The 16,911-nt window shown below is 67.2% G+C and carries 14 protein-coding genes and 1 pseudogene; 10 read left to right on the top strand and 5 right to left on the bottom strand.

Features of this window, described 5'->3' with window-relative positions; genetic code table 11:
- The first annotated feature begins 48 nt into the window (after positions 1-48).
- From ADBZ9O_RS10195 to ADBZ9O_RS10165, 7 genes and pseudogenes are all read left to right on the top strand, one after another.
- On the top strand, positions 49-1,353 hold the full coding sequence (locus tag ADBZ9O_RS10195) for a PGRS repeat-containing protein (protein WP_526530801.1): 1,305 nt from the start codon (positions 49-51) through the stop codon (positions 1,351-1,353).
- Positions 1,354-1,860: 507 nt separating this feature from the next.
- Positions 1,861-2,094 (top strand): annotated as a pseudogene (locus ADBZ9O_RS10190) (PE family protein); the annotation flags it as partial.
- 608 nt (positions 2,095-2,702) lie between these two features.
- Positions 2,703-3,146 carry a hypothetical protein gene (locus ADBZ9O_RS10185; RefSeq protein ID WP_526530799.1) on the top strand — a complete coding sequence of 148 codons (444 nt, stop codon included), beginning with the start codon at positions 2,703-2,705 and terminating at the stop codon, positions 3,144-3,146.
- Between the two features lie 401 nt (positions 3,147-3,547).
- Positions 3,548-4,081 (top strand): hypothetical protein, encoded by a 534-nt coding sequence (locus tag ADBZ9O_RS10180; protein WP_526530797.1) that lies wholly within the window; start codon positions 3,548-3,550, stop codon positions 4,079-4,081.
- Between the two features lie 83 nt (positions 4,082-4,164).
- Positions 4,165-7,023, top strand: coding sequence for an AfsR/SARP family transcriptional regulator (locus tag ADBZ9O_RS10175; RefSeq protein WP_526533025.1), 2,859 nt, complete (start codon positions 4,165-4,167; stop codon positions 7,021-7,023).
- 200 nt (positions 7,024-7,223) lie between these two features.
- Positions 7,224-7,982 (top strand): fasciclin domain-containing protein, encoded by a 759-nt coding sequence (locus ADBZ9O_RS10170; protein ID WP_526530795.1) that lies wholly within the window; start codon positions 7,224-7,226, stop codon positions 7,980-7,982.
- A 66-nt stretch (positions 7,983-8,048) separates the two neighbouring features.
- Positions 8,049-9,272, top strand: a complete 1,224-nt coding sequence (locus ADBZ9O_RS10165) for a hypothetical protein (RefSeq protein ID WP_526530793.1) — start codon at positions 8,049-8,051, stop codon at positions 9,270-9,272.
- Here ADBZ9O_RS10165 and ADBZ9O_RS10160 read toward each other — a convergent pair.
- Entirely contained in the window at positions 9,269-10,069 is an 801-nt protein-coding gene (locus ADBZ9O_RS10160; protein ID WP_526530791.1) for an enoyl-CoA hydratase/isomerase family protein, read from the bottom strand. The two genes, ADBZ9O_RS10165 and ADBZ9O_RS10160, sit on opposite strands and share 4 nt — an antisense overlap.
- Positions 10,066-11,211, bottom strand: coding sequence for a thiolase family protein (locus ADBZ9O_RS10155; RefSeq protein ID WP_526530789.1), 1,146 nt, complete (start codon positions 11,209-11,211; stop codon positions 10,066-10,068). Before ADBZ9O_RS10155 ends, ADBZ9O_RS10160 begins: the two co-directional genes overlap by 4 nt.
- A 137-nt stretch (positions 11,212-11,348) precedes the next feature.
- On the opposite strand from ADBZ9O_RS10155, the gene ADBZ9O_RS10150 reads away from it, so the two are divergent.
- The 3 genes from ADBZ9O_RS10150 to ADBZ9O_RS10140 all read left to right on the top strand — a co-directional run bounded on the left by ADBZ9O_RS10150 (position 11,349) and on the right by ADBZ9O_RS10140 (position 13,981).
- Positions 11,349-11,996 (top strand): SDR family oxidoreductase, encoded by a 648-nt coding sequence (locus tag ADBZ9O_RS10150; RefSeq protein ID WP_526530787.1) that lies wholly within the window; start codon positions 11,349-11,351, stop codon positions 11,994-11,996.
- 102 nt (positions 11,997-12,098) lie between these two features.
- Positions 12,099-12,512, top strand: a complete 414-nt coding sequence (locus ADBZ9O_RS10145) for a hypothetical protein (RefSeq protein ID WP_526530785.1) — start codon at positions 12,099-12,101, stop codon at positions 12,510-12,512.
- Positions 12,509-13,981: an FAD-dependent oxidoreductase gene (locus ADBZ9O_RS10140; RefSeq protein ID WP_526530783.1), complete on the top strand. Its 1,473-nt coding sequence runs from the start codon at positions 12,509-12,511 to the stop codon at positions 13,979-13,981. Before ADBZ9O_RS10145 ends, ADBZ9O_RS10140 begins: the two co-directional genes overlap by 4 nt.
- On the opposite strand, the gene ADBZ9O_RS10135 is transcribed toward ADBZ9O_RS10140, so the two are convergent.
- The 3 genes from ADBZ9O_RS10135 to ADBZ9O_RS10125 are packed head-to-tail and all read right to left on the bottom strand — an operon-like array spanning position 13,951 to position 16,910.
- Complete coding sequence (locus tag ADBZ9O_RS10135) at positions 13,951-15,690, bottom strand: DUF3556 domain-containing protein (RefSeq protein WP_526530781.1); 1,740 nt, start codon at positions 15,688-15,690, stop codon at positions 13,951-13,953. The genes ADBZ9O_RS10140 and ADBZ9O_RS10135 overlap by 31 nt on opposite strands.
- 54 nt (positions 15,691-15,744) lie before the next feature.
- Positions 15,745-16,155, bottom strand: coding sequence for a heme-binding protein (locus tag ADBZ9O_RS10130; RefSeq protein ID WP_526530779.1), 411 nt, complete (start codon positions 16,153-16,155; stop codon positions 15,745-15,747).
- Entirely contained in the window at positions 16,152-16,910 is a 759-nt protein-coding gene (locus tag ADBZ9O_RS10125) for a DUF427 domain-containing protein (RefSeq protein ID WP_526530777.1), read from the bottom strand. The genes ADBZ9O_RS10130 and ADBZ9O_RS10125 overlap by 4 nt, the downstream gene beginning before the upstream one ends.
- Position 16,911: the final 1 nt, after the last annotated feature.

The following is a 16,911-nucleotide window of genomic DNA, read 5'->3' as shown; positions in this document are numbered from 1 at the left end:
ACGATCTCTTCATCGCCGCTGAACAGCCGCGGGGAAACGTGGGGAGACATGATGTTCGAAACCCATCTTCGCCCCATCGGACGAGTCGGGATGCTCGCTGTCGCCGTGGGTGTCGGCATCGCCTTCACCCCCGTTCCTGCGACGACCCGCGCGGCGAGCCCGACGATCGCGACTGCACGCACAATCCCGACTGCGTCGGTGCCGGGCCCAATCGCATCGTCGACGATCACACCGCCGCGTCCCGCTCTGTCCCAACGGCCGAAGCTCGCCGAGCCAACAGGTGACGCCGAGGCGCCCACGGTGTTCACCCGACGGGGTTCTGCCGCACCGGACTCCGTCATCCCCGCCGTGAACGCTCCCCTGGCTGCGCCGACACACCACCGCCACGCCCATGGCGATGCCGATGCCGATGCCGATGCGCCGGCGTACACCAGCGCATCGGTCGTCCCAGCCGCGGACAACCCGGTCGGCGCGTTCATCGCGGTCTTCATCAGCAACGGCGACGAACCCGGTGAGAACGGCGGACTGCTGATCGGCAACGGAGCCGAAGGCGGCGTCGGTCAGAACGGCGGCAACGGCGGTCTGCTGTGGGGCAATGGCGGCGACGGCGGTTATGGCGACATGTTCCATCCCGCGGGCAACGGCGGTAACGCCGGACTGTTCGGCGACGGCGGCGAGGGCGGAACCGGTGCCGAGTCGACCAATGCCACGGGTGGGGTGGCTGGTGCCGCGGGCAACGGCGGCAATGGCGGTCTGCTGGTTGGCAACGGCGGAGGGGGCGGCCGCGGCGGGGAAGGCGTGAACGGGAGCGGCAATGCCGTCGGCGGGGCAGGCGGTAACGGCGGCAACGCCGGGCAGCTGGCGGGAACCGCCGGCTTGGGCGGCAACGGTGGGGACGCGAAGAGCTCGGGTAAAGCCACCGGTGGCGCCGGAGGTGCCGGTGGCACAGGCGGTTTGGGCTCGATCGGCGGAACGGGTGGCCTAGGCGGCACCGGACTCGGCAGCGGTAACAGTGTCGGTGGTCGCGGCGGTGACGGCGGCGACGGTGTCGGTCTCGGTTCCTATGGCGGCTACGGCGGGCAGGGCGGCGGCGGGTATTCGGATGTCGGTTCCGGCGTCGGGGGCCGCGGCGGCGACGGCGGCAACGGCGGTTTCGGCGGGGGTGGCGGCGGTGGTGGCAACGGCGGGGCCGCGAGCTCGCCCAAGGTCGCCGGCAGCGGCGGAGACGGCGGCAATGGCGGCGATGGGGGCATCGGCGGGCTCGGCGGCTCGGGCGGCAACGGCGGTACGGGGACGCCATCGAACGGCAAGAACGGCTCCCGCGGCGCCAGCGGCGTCGGTGCCAGGTCCTGATCAATCTCACGCAAAGTAAACGGAGACAACGTGTTTGAATCAAACGCCGCCCACATCGGGCGGATCGGAATTCTCGCCCTGACCCTCGGTGTCGGCGTCGTGCTCACTCCTTCCTCTTCGGCGCCGCGCGAGCCGGGCCAGCCGATCGCTGTGCGACTGGCGGCCGCAAGCTCTGCACCAACGGCGACGATTCCTGCCAGTGCCACAGCGGAAACGCCTCTGGTACGACGCCTACCCGCCCTGGCTGCGTCGTCGACGGCCGTCGCGTCGACGACGGACGTCGTCCCTCATTCGATGTCAACGCACCGCGGCTGTGCTGCAAAAGAATTCGAAACCTTGAGCGTCAATGCAAAACTGATCGCGCCCAAGCATGATCGCCACGCGAACACCGACGCGCCGGTCCGTACTCTCTCGACGGTCGATCCGGCAGCCGCGACCGACGGCATCGGCGCGTTCATCGCGGTATTCATCAGCGACGGTGACGAACCCGGCGAGAATGCCGGCCTGTTGATCGGCAACGGCGCCAATGGCGGTACCGGTCAGGACGGCGGCCGCGGCGGGTTGTTGTTCGGCAACGGTGGCAACGGCGGCGGTGGGATCAATGCGTCCAGTGCCTCCGGCGGCACGGGTGGCGCAGGAGGCGACGGCGGAGACGCGGGCCTGTTCGGCGGCAATGGGGGCAACGGTGGCGGCGGCGGCAACGCCACCAATGACGGCAGCGCCACCGGCGGGGCGGGCGGTGACGGCGGGAGGTCCGGATTATTCTCTGGGACAGCCGGTTACGGCGGCGGAGGCGGCAACGCGGCAAGCATCTCGAATAGCGCCGTCGGCGGTAACGGCGGCAGCGGCGGGGACGCCGTCGGCGGCAATGGCGGCAGCGGTGGCAGCGGCGGCAACGCATCCAGCGGCAAACACGAAGCACTGGGCGGGCGCGGCGGTGACGGCGGCAACAGCATCATCATCGGCAACGGCGGTAATGCGGGGACAGGCGGCCAGGCGGCCGGAAAGGCCCTCACCGACGCCGGGGCGGGTGGGGCAGGTGGTCGCGGCGGCGTCCTCCGCGGCGCAGGGGGTCTCGGCGGTTATGGCGGCGACGCGCAGAGCACCGACGGGCAGGGGTTCGGCGGCTTGGGTGGAAACGGCGGCAAGGGCGGCGGGTTCTCCGACGGCGGAACCGGCGGGCAGGGCGGCGCGGGACGTTCGACCAACGGCACGGGGTTCGGCGGGGGCGGCGGCAACGGTGGGGACGCCGGCCTCGGCGGAACGGCAGGACGCGGCGGCTTCGGCGGCCTGGGCAAAACTGCGAATGGCAACAAGGGCGCCAATGGCGCCGGGCGGAGTCCGGTGCAGTGAAAAGCCGGACCGCCCTTGTTGGTGTGGTCACCGTGGTCGTCGGCGCGGGCGTCACGTTCACCCCGCACCCGGCGGCACCACCGGTGCCGACCCCGCCGACTCTCCTTCGACTTGCGGTCGCAGCGGCCGCTCCCCCGACGCCGGCAGCGAGGCCGACCCCCGCCGTTGCCGCGTTGCCCCGGGTAGCGGCGCAGGCACCTGGCTCACGCTTGTTTCCGACCACCATCACCCTGAGACACCGCAACGTCATTCACCGCACACCGACCCGATTCATCACCGCCACAACCACTTTTGCGCCGACCCCTCCACGGCACCGCGCTTCGACCACCGCACCGCGGCACGTCACCCTCGATGTTGCTGCGGCCGATGATCCGATCGGGGCGTTCATCGCGGTATTCATCAGCGACGGTGACGAACCCTCGAAAACGGCGGCCTCCTGATCGGTAATGGTGCTGACGGCGGATTCGGCCAGAACGGCGGCAACGGCGGCCTGTTATTCGGCAACGGCGGTAACGGCGGCAACGGCACCCTCGGTACGGCCGCCACCGGCTGGGTAGGCGGCAACGGCGGTGACGGTGGCAACGCCGGCCTCTTCGGGGGAACCGCGGGCAACGGCGGTTTCGGCGGATCCACCATCAACCAGAGCGGCGCAGGCGGTGCGGTCGCCGGTGCAGGCGGCAACGGCGGGCGCGCTGGACTCTCCGGCCCTGGCGGAGAAGGTGGGAACGGTGGTAGCTCCTTCACCAACGACGGCTTTGCACTCGGCGGTGTCGGCGGCCGCGGCGGAGATTCCATCACCGGCGACGGCGGCAAGGGCGGCGGGGGCGGAGGCGCCAGCAGTGTGAGCGCAAACGCGTCGGGCGGCCTCGGCGGCCGAGGCGGTGACAGCCTGGTCACCGGGAAGGGCGGTGACGGCGGTGACGGCGGTCAGGCGGCCGGCGGAACCATTACCAACGGCGCCTCGGCGGGCAGTGGCGGCAATGGCGGTGCACTGGGCGGCGCAGGCGGCAACGGCGGCTACGCGGGCAATGCGATCAGTAAAGGTGCCTCGGCTTTCGCCGGTAATGGCGGCGCCGGCGGAAAAGGCGGCCTGGGTTCTGCCGGCGGTGAAGGCCGATGGGGCGGTAACGCACAATCGGAGACGTCCGACGCCTACGGCGGCACCGGCGGCGTTGGCGGCAGAGGTGGTTTCGGCGGGGCCGGAGGGGCGGGCGGCCTGGGCGGAACGGGAACGTCGACGAAAGCCAAGGGATTCGGTGGTGACGGCGGCGCCGGCGGCGACGGCGGCACCTTCGGGAAAGGCGGCTCCGGCGGCAAGGGTGGTGAGGGCTCGAAGGCAGACGGCAAAGCGGGCTCCCCCGGCGCCGACGGCTGACAATTCCTGCTCAACATCCGGTTCCCGGGCTGGCATGATTGCCGCGCGCCCGTCGATGGTGAACCCTGTACCGGGTGGGGGTCATGTTTCGCATCCTCGGTGATGTCGACGCGCACATTGACGGACGCCGCCTGGACGTCGGTCATGCGCGGCAGCGCTGCGTGCTGGTGTCCCTGTTGGTCGATGTGAACCGGCCGGTGTCAGCAGACCAGCTGATCGACCGGGTCTGGGCGGACGCGCCCCCGCAGAAAGCTCGCAATGCGCTGGCCGCCTATATCTCTCGGTTGCGCCGACTGCTCGCTGGTACCGATGAGACGGAGATAGTCCGCGGGCCCAGCGGTTACACGCTGCGGGCTGACGCCCATTCGGTCGATCTGCACCTCTTCCGGCATCACGTCGCGGTGGCGCGTGCGGAGGCGAGTCCCCGCCAGGCCGCGACGACGTTCAACCAGGCACTCGATATGTGGCATGGTGAACCGCTCGTCGCGATGGACACGCCCTGGGTCAACGAGCTACGTACTTCACTTGAGGCCGAACGTCTTTCGGTGATACTCGACCGCAATGACGCAGCGCTGCGGGCCGGTCGTCACGTCGACCTGCTGGGTGAGCTGACCTCGACCATGCAGACCCACCCGCTGGACGAACGCGTCGCCGGGCAACTCATGCTGGCGCAGTACCGCAGCGGCCGCCAGGCCGAGGCGTTGGACACCTACCGCCTCATGCGGGAGCGACTGGTCGGGGAACTCGGCGTGGATCCGAGCCCGGCCCTGCAGGCTGTCCACACCCAGATCCTCAGCGGCGATGCCGCCGGGCCACCGGCGCCAGGGCAGCGACTCGTGGCGCCCAGGCGCCCAAGCACACTCATCGGCCGCGACAACGACATGCGGCAGGTGCTGGTCGCCATGGACGCCAGCCCGGTGGTGACCCTGATCGGCGTCGGTGGCGTCGGCAAGACCCGGCTCGCACTGACCACGGCGGACGTGGCTGCGACGAACGTCGCCGACGGCGCGTATGTCTGCGAACTTGCCCCGCTGGCGTCTGGGACCGCCGTGAGCCAGGCGGTGTGCGCTGCACTGCGGCTGCCATCAGAGAAAGACCGCGGCTACGAGGACACGGCAATCGACTTCCTGCGACCACGCGAGCTGCTGCTGGTGGTGGACAACTGCGAACACGTGCTCGCCGAAGCCGCACAGCTGATCGCGCGCATCGGACGACAATGTCCTCGCGTGAAAATCCTTGCCACCAGCCGAGAACCGCTCAACGTCGAGGGTGAGCAGGTGGTGCCGGTGCGACCGTTGGGCGATCACGCCGCCGCCGAGCTGTTCACCGAGCGCGCACGTGCGAGCAGGCCGGACTTCGATCCGGCGCAGGATCAGGCGGACACGGTTGCGGAAATCTGCCGGCGGCTCGACGGAATTCCGCTGGCCATCGAGTTGGCGGCTGCCCGGATGCGGGCGCTCAGTAGCGCCGATCTGCTACTGCGGCTGGACCGGCCGCGCCTTCTCAGCGGCGGGGTCCGCGGCGCCCACCCAAGACAGCACAGCGTCACGGCCACCATCGACTGGTCCTACCGGCTGCTGTCGGAACCCGAGCAGCTGCTGTTCGCCCAACTATCAGTTTTCGCAGGCAGTTTCGACCTTGAAGCGGCCCATTCGGTGTGTGCCAACGGCCAGGCCACCGAGGACGACACACTTGACCTGCTGACCGGGCTGGTCGACAAATCGATGGTAGATGTTCGCAGCGGCAGTGGCACGACACGCTACGGCGTGCTCGAGACGCTGCGCGCGTATGGACGAGAAGCTCTGCAGCAGAACGGATCATCCGACGCGGTCAGCGATCGTCACGCCGGCTACTACACCGAACTCCTCGAGCGCGCCGCCGAGGGAATCAAGGGGGCCGATGAACAAGCGTGGATCGGGCGGCTCATGCCCGAACCCGCGTCGTATACCGCACTCGATTACGACAATCTGCGGGTCGCTTTCGACCGGGCCGTCGCCACAGGCGATCTCGGCCTGGCGCTTCGCTTGGTGACCTCACTGCCCGAACTGATGTACATGCGGATCGGCGTGCACTGCGGCGAATGGGCGCAGACGGCCGTCGAACTCGCCGATCCCGGCCACCCGCTCTACGTCGCCGCGGTGGGAGCGGCGGCCCGCGCGACCTGGTATGTCGGGCAGTACGCATCGGCCCGAACACTCGCGAGTCGCGCGCACGCGCGCGTCGGCTCGCCGCCGGTCTCCTTCTGTGCGCACCCCGTCGATGTCCTGGCCGATGTCGCGCGGTACGAAGGCGACGCACAAGCCTGCCTGGTGCACTACGAGGCCGAACTGGCGACGGCCCGCGACGTCGGCGACCCCCGACGGTTGGTGTGGATCCTCTACAACATCACCACCTGCCATTCAGCGATGCAGCACGCCTCAGCCGGGTTGCCTGCGGCGCAGGAAGCCATCGAGGTGGCCGCAACGTTGGTGAATCCGACGACGCAGGCGATGGCCCATTGCGCACTGGGGCGGGCGCTGGCCGAGACAGCACCTGAGCGCGCCATGGCTGAGTTCGGCCGCGCCCGCGACCTGGCCGGGTCGGTGACCAACAACTGGTTGATCGGTATCGCGTGCGCGGAAGATGCGGCAATCCGCGCGGTCCATGGCGATCCCGTGCAGACGGCGAGCACCTTCATCGAGATCGTCGACCACTGGGAGCTCGGTGGTCCGGGGATCGGCACCTACCAGTGGGACACCCTGCGGGACGTGACCCGACTGCTGGTTCGTCTCGGTGCCACCGACGAGGCGCTGGCCCTGCATCACGCGTTGGCCGGGGCGGGGCGCGAACCCCCGCTGACCACGGCCCAGGTAGCCGAGCTGGGCGGCCGCCTCGACGGCACCGTCCCGACCGGACGCGAGGCGGTCGACCTCGCGCGAACCACCCTGCGCCGATACACCTGAGACAGCCTTGACCAGGCCCTTTTGGGTGCCACCCGATCCTGTGCTTACGATTTGACCCAATTCGATGCGGTGGTGACGCGGTCAGTCGTGTCGCACCGACCAGGAATACACCGCTCTTAGTGCGTAACGCCCGCCCGTGGCGCGACGACGTACGGGGCAATAGGAGCTGGCCGGCATGGAGCCAGCCAAGAGGAGCAGACGTGACGACTCGCACCAAGACCCTTGGCGTTGCCGCAGCCTTGACTGCCATCGCGTTTTCCATCCCCACGGCATTCACTGCGTATGCGGATGATCCGACGCCGACGCCGACGACCACCGTCTCGACCCCGGTGGCTCCTATCCCCGACCCGCAGGGTCCCGGCTGCGACGCCTACAAGGCGGGCCTGCCGCCCGGAGGTGCCACTGCCGTCGCGAAGCTGTCAGCGAGCGAGGCGATCGCCAACAACCCTGACCTCAAGACGTTCAACGCCGCAATCTCAGGCCAGTTGAACCCCGAGGTCAACATCGTCAGCGTCCTCGACAACGGCCCTTACATCGTTTTTGCGCCCACCGACGAAGCGTTCGCCAAGCTGGAGCCCGCACAGTTGGACGCGCTCAAGGCCGATCCCGCCGCACTGACGTCGGTGGTCTACTACCACATGGTGTTGGGCCTGCTGGGCGCCGACGAGGTGCACGGAAAGTTCACCACCCAGCAGGGTAAGCAGATCACCGTCACCGGCAAGGGCGGCGATATCAAGGTCGACGATGTCGCGAAGGTCGTCTGTGGCGACATCGAGCCGGCGAACTCCAGGATCTACATGATCGACACCGTGTTGGACCCGGCCAACGCGCTGCCGGCCAACGCGACCGCCACCACTACGCCTTCTGAGTCGACCACCACCACGACAACCACCACGACGGCGCCGACATCGGCCGCACCGGAGGAGTTGGCACCCAAGCCTGCATCTCCGACGGCCTAAGGCCCGGATGTCCTGTTCCCCGGCGTAGGCCTTGCAGGGCACAGGTACGGCTGGTATTCCATGGTGATGGCCAGGCGCGGGTTCAACCGGATCCAGCGCCGCGACCGACCGTGGCCCGACCTCTATGTGACGGTTCTGTGCGGGCCGTTCGAAATGCCGACGGCCGACGCCTTGCGGCACGCGGTGGCCGCGATCGCCGGGCGCTATCCAGACAGCCGCCTCACCTGGCGCCTTGACCCGACCAAGCGGTTCTGGGTCAACGATCGATCGCCGGAATCCGTTGTTGCCGAAAGTAACTGGGACGGCTCGTTGGACATCGGTGCGCGCCTGGACGCCATGGCGCTCGATGACACCTTGGATCCACCCCTGACGCTCATCCGGTATCCGTCTCATATCGGTCTGAAAATGTCGCACAGTGTCGGTGATGGCCGGTTGTTCCTGTCGGTCATCGCGTCGGTACTGCAGACCGCACTCACCGGCGACGTCGTGCAGTGGCCCGCGCAACGAGCCGGCCGATTCCCCTTGACAACGGCCGCAATTCGCACACTGGGACGGCGCCCGGCGTTGCTGCGGGCGGCGATAAAGGATCGCCATCCCCATGGTGAGGCGCCGTCGGCCCCGGCCCCTGCGCGGCCATGGGCACCGTCGCAGCGGACTCTGCACCGCACCATTTCCCGGGCACGGGCAGACGAAATCTACGACTGGGGGCGGCAATTCGCTCCCGGGGCCAGCCGGTTTGCACTTCAGGTCAGTCTGCTGCTGAGGGCCATGGACAAGGTCGGCATCGACATCTCGCCCGATGTGCGGGTAGTGGTCGATCTACGCAGATATCTGGGCTGGCGCTATATCGACGGAAACTTCATCACCTCGACATCGATGAATATCGCTGCCCACCAAAGCCCGACGGTGACCTCCGCGATCGTCAAGGCGACCAATCGCAGCGCCAGACCATTGGTGGCACAGATCGCCGCGCAGACGCAGGCAGCCCTGATGGGCGGCGTCCAAGCCGAGGTTGCCACCACGGTCGACCCCGGGGCACGACCGCGGCTGACCTTCAGCAGCCTTGGCCTGTCCCCCGAGATCGACCAGTTGCCCTTCCAGACCGACACGCCCACCATCTATGCGGGCAGTGTCCCCTCCGAAGGCCCCACGGGGATGACGTTCCTGGTCGCGGAAACGTCCACAGTGCTCAGCATCAACGCGATCTTCCACGACAACGTCATCGACGCTGACCTCGTGGCCGAAGCGTTGCAGATGGTGGTGGACGATCCGCTGGACCTGTTCTCCTAACGCGCCGTCCAGACCGGTTGACGCTTCTCGGCGAACGCCCGCGGGCCTTCTTTGGCGTCCTCGGACCGCATCAGCGCACCGATCTCGGTCATGGTGCGCGACCAGCCGGCCTGGTCACCGGTGACCACCCCGTCATCGACGCCGTAGGCCACCCGCTTACTTGCCGACACCGCCAAAGGTGCGTTGCAACTGATGCGTTCGGCGAGTTCGAGTGCCGCATCGAGCACCGTCCCGTCGGGCACCACTGCGTTGATCAGCCCCCAGCGCAGCGCGTCAGGGGCCGTGATCGGTTCACCGGTGAACAACAGTTCCATCGCCACCTTGCGGGGCAGATGGTCGACGATGCGGAACACCCCGCCCGCCGCGGCGATCAGGCCACGCTTGACCTCAGGCAGACCGAACTTGGCGCTTTCCTGCGCGACGACGAGGTCGCTGGCCAACGCCAGTTCGGTGCCCCCGCCCAGCGCGGTGCCATTGACCGCGGCGATGGTGGGCTTGTCGATGAAATGGCTGACGTAGCCGGCGAACCCCCACTCCGGATGCTCGGCGTGAAAGATGTTCTCCCGCCGCGATATAGCCTTCAGATCCGCACCGGCACAGAACGACTTGTCGCCGGCGCCGGTGATCACCACCGCCCGGACGTCGGGATCCAGCTGCGCCTCGTGTAACGCGTTACCGAGATCGGTGCTGACCGCGGCGTTGACGGCGTTGCGCGCCTCCGGCCGGTTGATGGTGATGATCGCGACGTTGCCCCGCCACTCCACAAGAGCGGCGGGGACGGTTACGTCATCGGTCACAGCAGTTCGAGGATGGTCGCGTTGGCCTGACCGCCGCCCTCACACATGGTCTGCAGGCCGTACTTAATTCCGTTGTCCCGCATGTGATAGAGCATCGTCGTCATGATGCGTGCGCCCGACCCACCGAGCGGGTGGCCCAGTGCGATGGCGCCGCCGTTCGGGTTCAGCCTCTTTTCATCGGCGCCGATATCCTTCAGCCACGCCATGGGTACCGGCGCGAACGCCTCGTTGACCTCGAACACGCCGATCTCGTCGATCGAGAGCCCGGAACGCGAAAGGGCCTTCTGCGTGGCGGGAATCGGCGCGCTCAACATGATCACCGGGTCGGCGCCGGCCAACACCGCGGTGTGCACCCGGGCAAGTGGTTTGAGGCCGAGTGACTTCGCCTTCTCGGCGGACATGAACAGCAGCGCCGCCGAGCCGTCGGAGATCTGCGAGGCGTTACCGGCGTGGATGACGCCGTCCTCTTTGAAGGCGGGCTTGATGGTGGCCATCTTCTCGATGGTGCCGCCACGGCGAATGCCCTCGTCTTTGAGTACTGGATTACCGTCTTGGTCCTTGATCGCCACGATCTGGTCCTCGAAGACACCGGCATCCTGTGCGGCTGCGGCCTTCTCGTGCGAGTCGAGGGAGAACTGGTCCAGCGCGGTGCGGTCGAAGCCCCACTGCGCGGCCATCATCTCGGCGCCGGTGCCCTGATTGGGGGTCTGGGTGTAACGGGCCCGGAAGGCGTCCGGGTAGGGGTGCCCGCCGTTGGCCAGCGACGCGCCCATCGGGGTACGCGACATCGACTCGACGCCACCGGCAACGACGACGTCGTAGTGGCCTGCCACCACGCCCGCTGCGGCGAAGTGCACCGACTGCTGGCTCGACCCGCACTGGCGGTCGACGGTCACACCGGGCACGGTCTCGGGCCAGCCGGCCGTCAGCAGTGCGGTGCGCGCGATATCGAGGGCCTGCTCACCGGCCTGCATGACACAGCCCCAGATGACGTCGTCGACGAGGCCGGGATCGATTCCGGCCCGCTCGACCAGCCCGTTGAGCACCTGCGCCGACAACTCGGACGGATGCACACCGGAAAGACCACCGTTGCGCTTCCCGACTGGTGACCGCACCGCCTCGACAATCACAGCTTCTGCCATGGATATCTCCTCCACTTGAATGTTTGTTTGTGGCCGTCGCCCAACCAAGCAGTTGGTTAACGCTCCGTCGTTCTTAACACCCGGCCGGATTCCGGTGCCCGGTGGGGTCGTCCAGACAGGCGGGTAGCGTCGAGAACATGTCCCATATCGTCATCATCGGCGGCCACGGAAAAGTGGCATTGCACCTGGCCAAGATTCTGAGCGCCCGCGGCGACGAAGCACTGTCGGTCATCCGCAACGCCGACCACACCGATGACGTCGCGGCCGCCGGCGCCACCCCTGTCGTCGCGGATATCGAACATCTCGACACCGATGCGTTGGCCGATCTGCTGGATGGCCACGACGCCGTCGTCTTCACCGCGGGTGCGGGCGGTGGCGACCCGGCGCGCACTTACTCGGTCGATCGCGACGCCGCCATCCGTGTCATCGATGCCGCAAGCCAGGCCGGTATCCGCCGATTCGTCATGGTGTCGTACTTCGGCGCCGGATCTTCCCACGGGGTCAGCGAGGACAACTCCTTCTTCGCCTACGCCGAAGCCAAGGCCGCCGCAGACGCCCACCTGCGAGGCAGTGATCTGGATTGGACCGTGCTGGGACCCGGTGGCCTGACGCTCGATGCGGCGACGGGACGGATCACCGTCGGGCCGGAGGCCGCCGACGGCACCACCACGCGCGAGGATGTCGCGCTGGTGATCGCCGCCGCGCTTGCCGATCCGTCCACCATCGGCCGGACCATCGAGTTCAACAATGGCGATACCCCCATCGCGGAGGCCATCCAGGCCTAACCCGCGTTGCTCAACCCGCAGACTAAGTCATCGACTGTTGACATAGCACTCCACTCGTGCTGGAGTGGAGTCATCAGTTGTTGACTTATCGGAGGTGGAGCAATGACCGTCACGGTGCTGCAGACCGGACTCGACCCCGATCTGATCGATTTCACCCGACCAGGCTTTGGCCAGTTCGCGGGTATCGATCGCGACATGCTGCGCAAAGCCAACGACGATAACGTGCACGCGTTGCGGGCTGCGGGATTCTCCGTGGACAACATACTGATCGATGTCGGTGAGACCGCCCTCGACGTCATCCGTGAAGCCATCACCCAGACCCGCTACGACGCCGTCCTGATCGGTGCGGGCGTTCGACTGGTCGCGGGCCACACCGAGCTGTTCGAATCACTGGTGAACCTCGTGCATGTCGAATTACCTTCGGCGCGTTTCGTTTTCAATCGTGGACCCGATTCGACGCCGAACGATATCTACCGATGGTTCGACTCGGCGAATTCAGCAGGGCCAAGAAAATGACACACTCACACACCGCTGATGTCATCGTGGTCGGCGGCGGGCCGACAGGGATGACCGTCGCCGGGGATCTGGCTCGCAGCGGCCGCGCGGTCACCGTGCTGGAGCAGTGGCCCACCCGCAACCCGGCCAGCCGTGCGTTCGTCACCATGCCCCGCACCCTGGAGTTGCTCGACAGCCGCGGCCTGGCCGAACCGCTACTGGCCCGAGGCGCCCAGGCCGTGCGCGTAAATCTCTGGCGCGGTGCGGCATTGCAGTTACACACGCTCGACTCGCCATATCCCTTCGCCCTGATCACCCCGCAGACCAATGTCGATCAGCACCTCGAGGACTACGCGGCCGGCGAAGGTGCGACGATCATCCGGGGTGCCGCAGTGATCGGCGTCGAGCAGGACGATCACGGGGTCACCGTCACCTCTGAACCGCACGGCGGCGGTCGGCACACCCGTTGGCACTGCCGCTATCTGGTCGCTGCCGACGGCGCACACAGCACCGTGCGCCAGCTTCTGGACATCAATTTCCCTGGACGCGAGGTGCTCTCGTCGGTGGTACTGGCCGATGTGCAGTTGACCAACCCACCCGAGACCGACGGGCTGAGCCTCGGCAGCATTCGCGGGGCGTTCGCGTTCCTGGCTCCCTACGGCTCCGATATGCAGGGTTGGTACCGGTGCATGACCTGGGACAACAGTCGCCAGTTGCCCGATACCGCACCCGTCGAAGACTCCGAGATCCGCGATATCGCCACCCGCGCGATGGGTGGCGACCTTGGTATCACCGCGATCGGCTGGCGATCCCGATTCCATTGCGAGGAAAGGCAAGTCGTCGACTACCGGCACGGGCGGGTGTTCTTGGCCGGTGATGCCGCGCACGTGCATTCCCCGATGGGCGGCCAGGGCATGAACACCGGTATCCAGGATGCGGTGAACCTGGCCTGGAAGCTGGATCTGGTCCTGGCCGGTGCGCCCGATGCGGTGCTGGACACCTACCAGTCTGAACGTCATCCGATCGGACGCCGGGTGCTACGGCAAAGCGGAGCGATGATGCGCGCCGTCACCTTGACCCCGCGGCCGGCCCGGCTGCTGCGCAATGCGCTTTCTGTTGTCCTGCTGCATATCCCACCCTTCGCAGGCGCGATCGCGGGCAGCTTCTCCGGGGTGACGCTGCGCTACCGACGGGCCGCGCATCAATCGAAGCTGGTCGGCACCCGCGCCACCATGGTGCCGCTGACCGAGGGGCAGGTCACCACTGCACTGCGGTCACCGGGCTTTCTACTGATCCGCGAAAGTGGTTCAGCACCTGTCGATTCGGAACTAACCGAGGTCGAACGCGCCGACGCCGGCCCGGCACTGCTGGTGCGTCCCGACGGCTACATCGCCTGGGCGGGATCGACCTCGGCAGGGGACACCGCCTGGCGCGCGGTGCTGTCCGAGTGGACGGGCCGTCAGGGAGCGTCCACCCCCACCGCACGGTGAACCTGCACCGGCACCGTGTAATCCCACGGCTGGCGGGTCACCATATCGGCGACGTTGACTTCGCCACGCTCGAATTCGCCGGTGGCCGCATCGACCAACCGGTACTGCTGGGTCTGGCGATGGATGGGCTGCCCGTCGAGTATCACCACTCGCACCTCGCCGGGTTCGAAGTGGCATCGCTCCTGCATGGCGGCGATCAACTGTTCGTTGTGCATATGGCCGTCACCAAAATTCCAGCCGACGGCGGTGCTGCAGAGTCGCTCACCCTCGGTGACCACATATTCGTCGTGATGCCCGGCGGGGATGGCCCGGTCGACCAGAGTGAACAGCGCCCGGCCATGGGTGTTCATCGAGCGGAACGCATAGCCGGAGTAGAGCATCACCTCGGCCTGTTCGGCACTGCCGTAGACCTTTTCCAGCTGGGACTGCGGCATGCTGGCGATCTGCACCAGACCCTGATCGATCTTCGCCAACGCCGACGGCTTCATGCACCACTGCGTGGTGTCCCAGTTTCCCGCGTAATACCGCATGCCCGGCAGGAAAGACACCTTGCGCGGGAACAGGTTTCCTATTGTGACGGTGGCGACCAGGACGGCAAATAACACCAACGGCCATGGGCTGCCCAGATCCGAGAGGCCGATCTCGGCATGCCCGACGAACAGTGTCAGCACAGCGAAGATCATGAAGACATTCCACTCCAGCGGGACGCCCATCGGGATCGAGCTGAGGATGCCGAGGTGGAAAACCACCATGACGAACGCCGCGATCGCGGTCGGCCAGCCACCGTGGGAGAAGAACAGTGCGATCGGCACCAATCCCTCCACCACCGTGGAGAAGTGCGCGACGAACCGTGAGACCCGACCGGGCCGTAGATCGTCGGGGAAATGCTCGAAGAACATCCGCTTGAGCCGCCGCGTCCGCACGATCGGGCTGTTGGACATCATCGTCGAGATGACGAACGGGAAGTGCTTGTTGAGCTTGGAGGTGGCCGCTCCGATCCAGATGACCATGCACACCAATTTCGCGGCCAGGATCATGTCAGCGCCGGCGAAAAGGAACGCCACCGTGAACGAGCCGTACACCTCACCGCGAGCGGCCAGGAAGATCACCTTGTCCCGCAGGCCCACCACCGCAAGAATTCCGAGGATCGTCCAGATCTGCCACATCGGCAGCAGGCCGACCGCGCTCCCGATCGCCGGGATCGGCCCGGTGCCGTCAGAAAAGAGTGCGACCAGCAGCATGACCAGCAGGGCCGCGTACAGCGCGGCGTCCAGCGGCGTGCGGGCGGTGCCACGGGTGAGCGGAATGCGGCTCGGCCACGGTGGCAGCCGGATGGTGCCCGGGCGCAGCCAGTACAGAACCGACCCCATCGGCGGGAAGAACCGGTTGTTCAACGGACCGAAACCGCAGCCGAGCCCGAGGACCTCGAACAGCATCGTGTAGAGGACGACCTTCTGGAAGACGATCGGCTCCGTCCACCAGGAGCCGACGTCGCTGAAGCCATCGATTCCCTTGGTAGCTAAGGCAAACAACCAGCCGCCGAGGATGTAGAGCCCAATCTTGACGACGTAGAACAGGTGCAGCGCGATCGGTGTGCCGAACCCCACCTCGGCCCAGTGCCTGGCCAGCGGCTGGATTCGTTCGGATCGGGTGCCCTTGCTCCACTCGGGGTAATCGACCTGCGGCAGGTCAGGCTTCAGAAATCCCATGGCCAGAGACTAGAACGTGTTCTAGTCTCTGCGCTACGAGATCGCAGACTTGCCCTAACCGTAGATGGCGACACCAGCCAGCGCGCAGGCCTCGTCGTCGGCCGTACTTGCCCCGCTGACGCCGACGCCGCCCACGACGGCTCCTGCGACGAAGATGGGCACCCCACCGCCGAAGATGACGAACCGGCCACCACCATTTGCCTGCAGACCGAAAAGCTCACCACCGGGTGCCGCCAGCACAGCCAATTCGGAGGTCGCGATGCGATTGGCCACGGCGGTATAGGCCTTATCCACGGCAAGCACGGGTCCCGCGATCTCGGCGCCGTCCATCCTGCCGAAGGCGATCAGATGCCCGCCGGCGTCCACCACCGCCGCGGACACCAGAACCCCCCGCCGTACTGCTTCGGCGTGGGCGGCCTCGACCATGCGGTCCGCAGTGGCCAGATCAATGGTGATGGCCGTCACCCGAAATGCGTGTGCGGTCGGGCCAACGCGACGCCGTCGATGATGATGTCCACCTTCTCGTTGTAGAACGCGATCATCCTGGCAATCGGTGCGACATCGGGCAACGGGTAGTCATAGGTCCACGCCAGATCCTGGTGCACGGTGTCGCCGACGCGCACCGACCAGTAGCCCGATGTCACGCCCTTGTAGGGGCAGAGGGTTTGGGTGTCGGACGGTTCCAGGTGGTCGAACACCACGTCGGTGCGGTCGAGGTAATACCGGGTCGGCAGGCCGGTTTCGAAGAGCAGAACCGGATCGTGAGCGTCGGCGAGAAGAATGCCGTCGAGTTCGATGCGGACGTGTCGGTGCGATCGCAAGGCATCGACCCGAACGTACGGGCTCCGGGGATGCCCGACGATCGGCTCGTCCTCCTCGTACCACGCCAGCGCGTCCCATTCGAAGCGCACACTGCCCGCCACCGGACCGTCCCCGGCGTCGAATACCCGGGCCGCACCCGGGTGCACCTGCCCACCTGCGGTCAAGGTGTGCAGCCGTGACGGCCCGAGCTGGACCTTCTGCGGATGGTCATCGTCGGTGAGCACCTCGGCCCGCACATCGGCGAGCGGGATGTAGTACTGCGGGTAGTAGGGCACCTCCCACACGTAGTGGGCGCCGGTGGTGTCGAAGACCAATGCACCACCGCAGTAACCGCGCACCCGTCGCGGCGCGGGTTCGATCCGTCCGCGCTGGGCAGCCGGCTGCGGATAGTCCGTCACG

This window comes from Mycobacterium sp., from assembly GCF_965229105.1.
In the GTDB taxonomy this organism is placed as follows: Bacteria; Actinomycetota; Actinomycetes; order Mycobacteriales; family Mycobacteriaceae; genus Mycobacterium.
This window is presented reverse-complemented; position numbering and strand designations above follow the sequence as displayed.

What these genes read in the sequence shown, in the direction of transcription:
- ADBZ9O_RS10195 (WP_526530801.1), top strand. Translation starts at nt 49, where the DNA reads ATGATGTTCGAAACCCATCTTCGCCCCATCGGACGAGTCGGGATGCTC.
- ADBZ9O_RS10175 (WP_526533025.1), top strand. Translation starts at nt 4,165, where the DNA reads ATGTTTCGCATCCTCGGTGATGTCGACGCGCACATTGACGGACGCCGC.
- ADBZ9O_RS10165 (WP_526530793.1), top strand. Translation starts at nt 8,049, where the DNA reads ATGGCCAGGCGCGGGTTCAACCGGATCCAGCGCCGCGACCGACCGTGG.
- ADBZ9O_RS10155 (WP_526530789.1), bottom strand. Translation starts at nt 11,211, where the DNA reads ATGGCAGAAGCTGTGATTGTCGAGGCGGTGCGGTCACCAGTCGGGAAG.
- ADBZ9O_RS10150 (WP_526530787.1), top strand. Translation starts at nt 11,349, where the DNA reads ATGTCCCATATCGTCATCATCGGCGGCCACGGAAAAGTGGCATTGCAC.
- ADBZ9O_RS10145 (WP_526530785.1), top strand. Translation starts at nt 12,099, where the DNA reads ATGACCGTCACGGTGCTGCAGACCGGACTCGACCCCGATCTGATCGAT.
- ADBZ9O_RS10140 (WP_526530783.1), top strand. Translation starts at nt 12,509, where the DNA reads ATGACACACTCACACACCGCTGATGTCATCGTGGTCGGCGGCGGGCCG.
- ADBZ9O_RS10135 (WP_526530781.1), bottom strand. Translation starts at nt 15,690, where the DNA reads ATGGGATTTCTGAAGCCTGACCTGCCGCAGGTCGATTACCCCGAGTGG.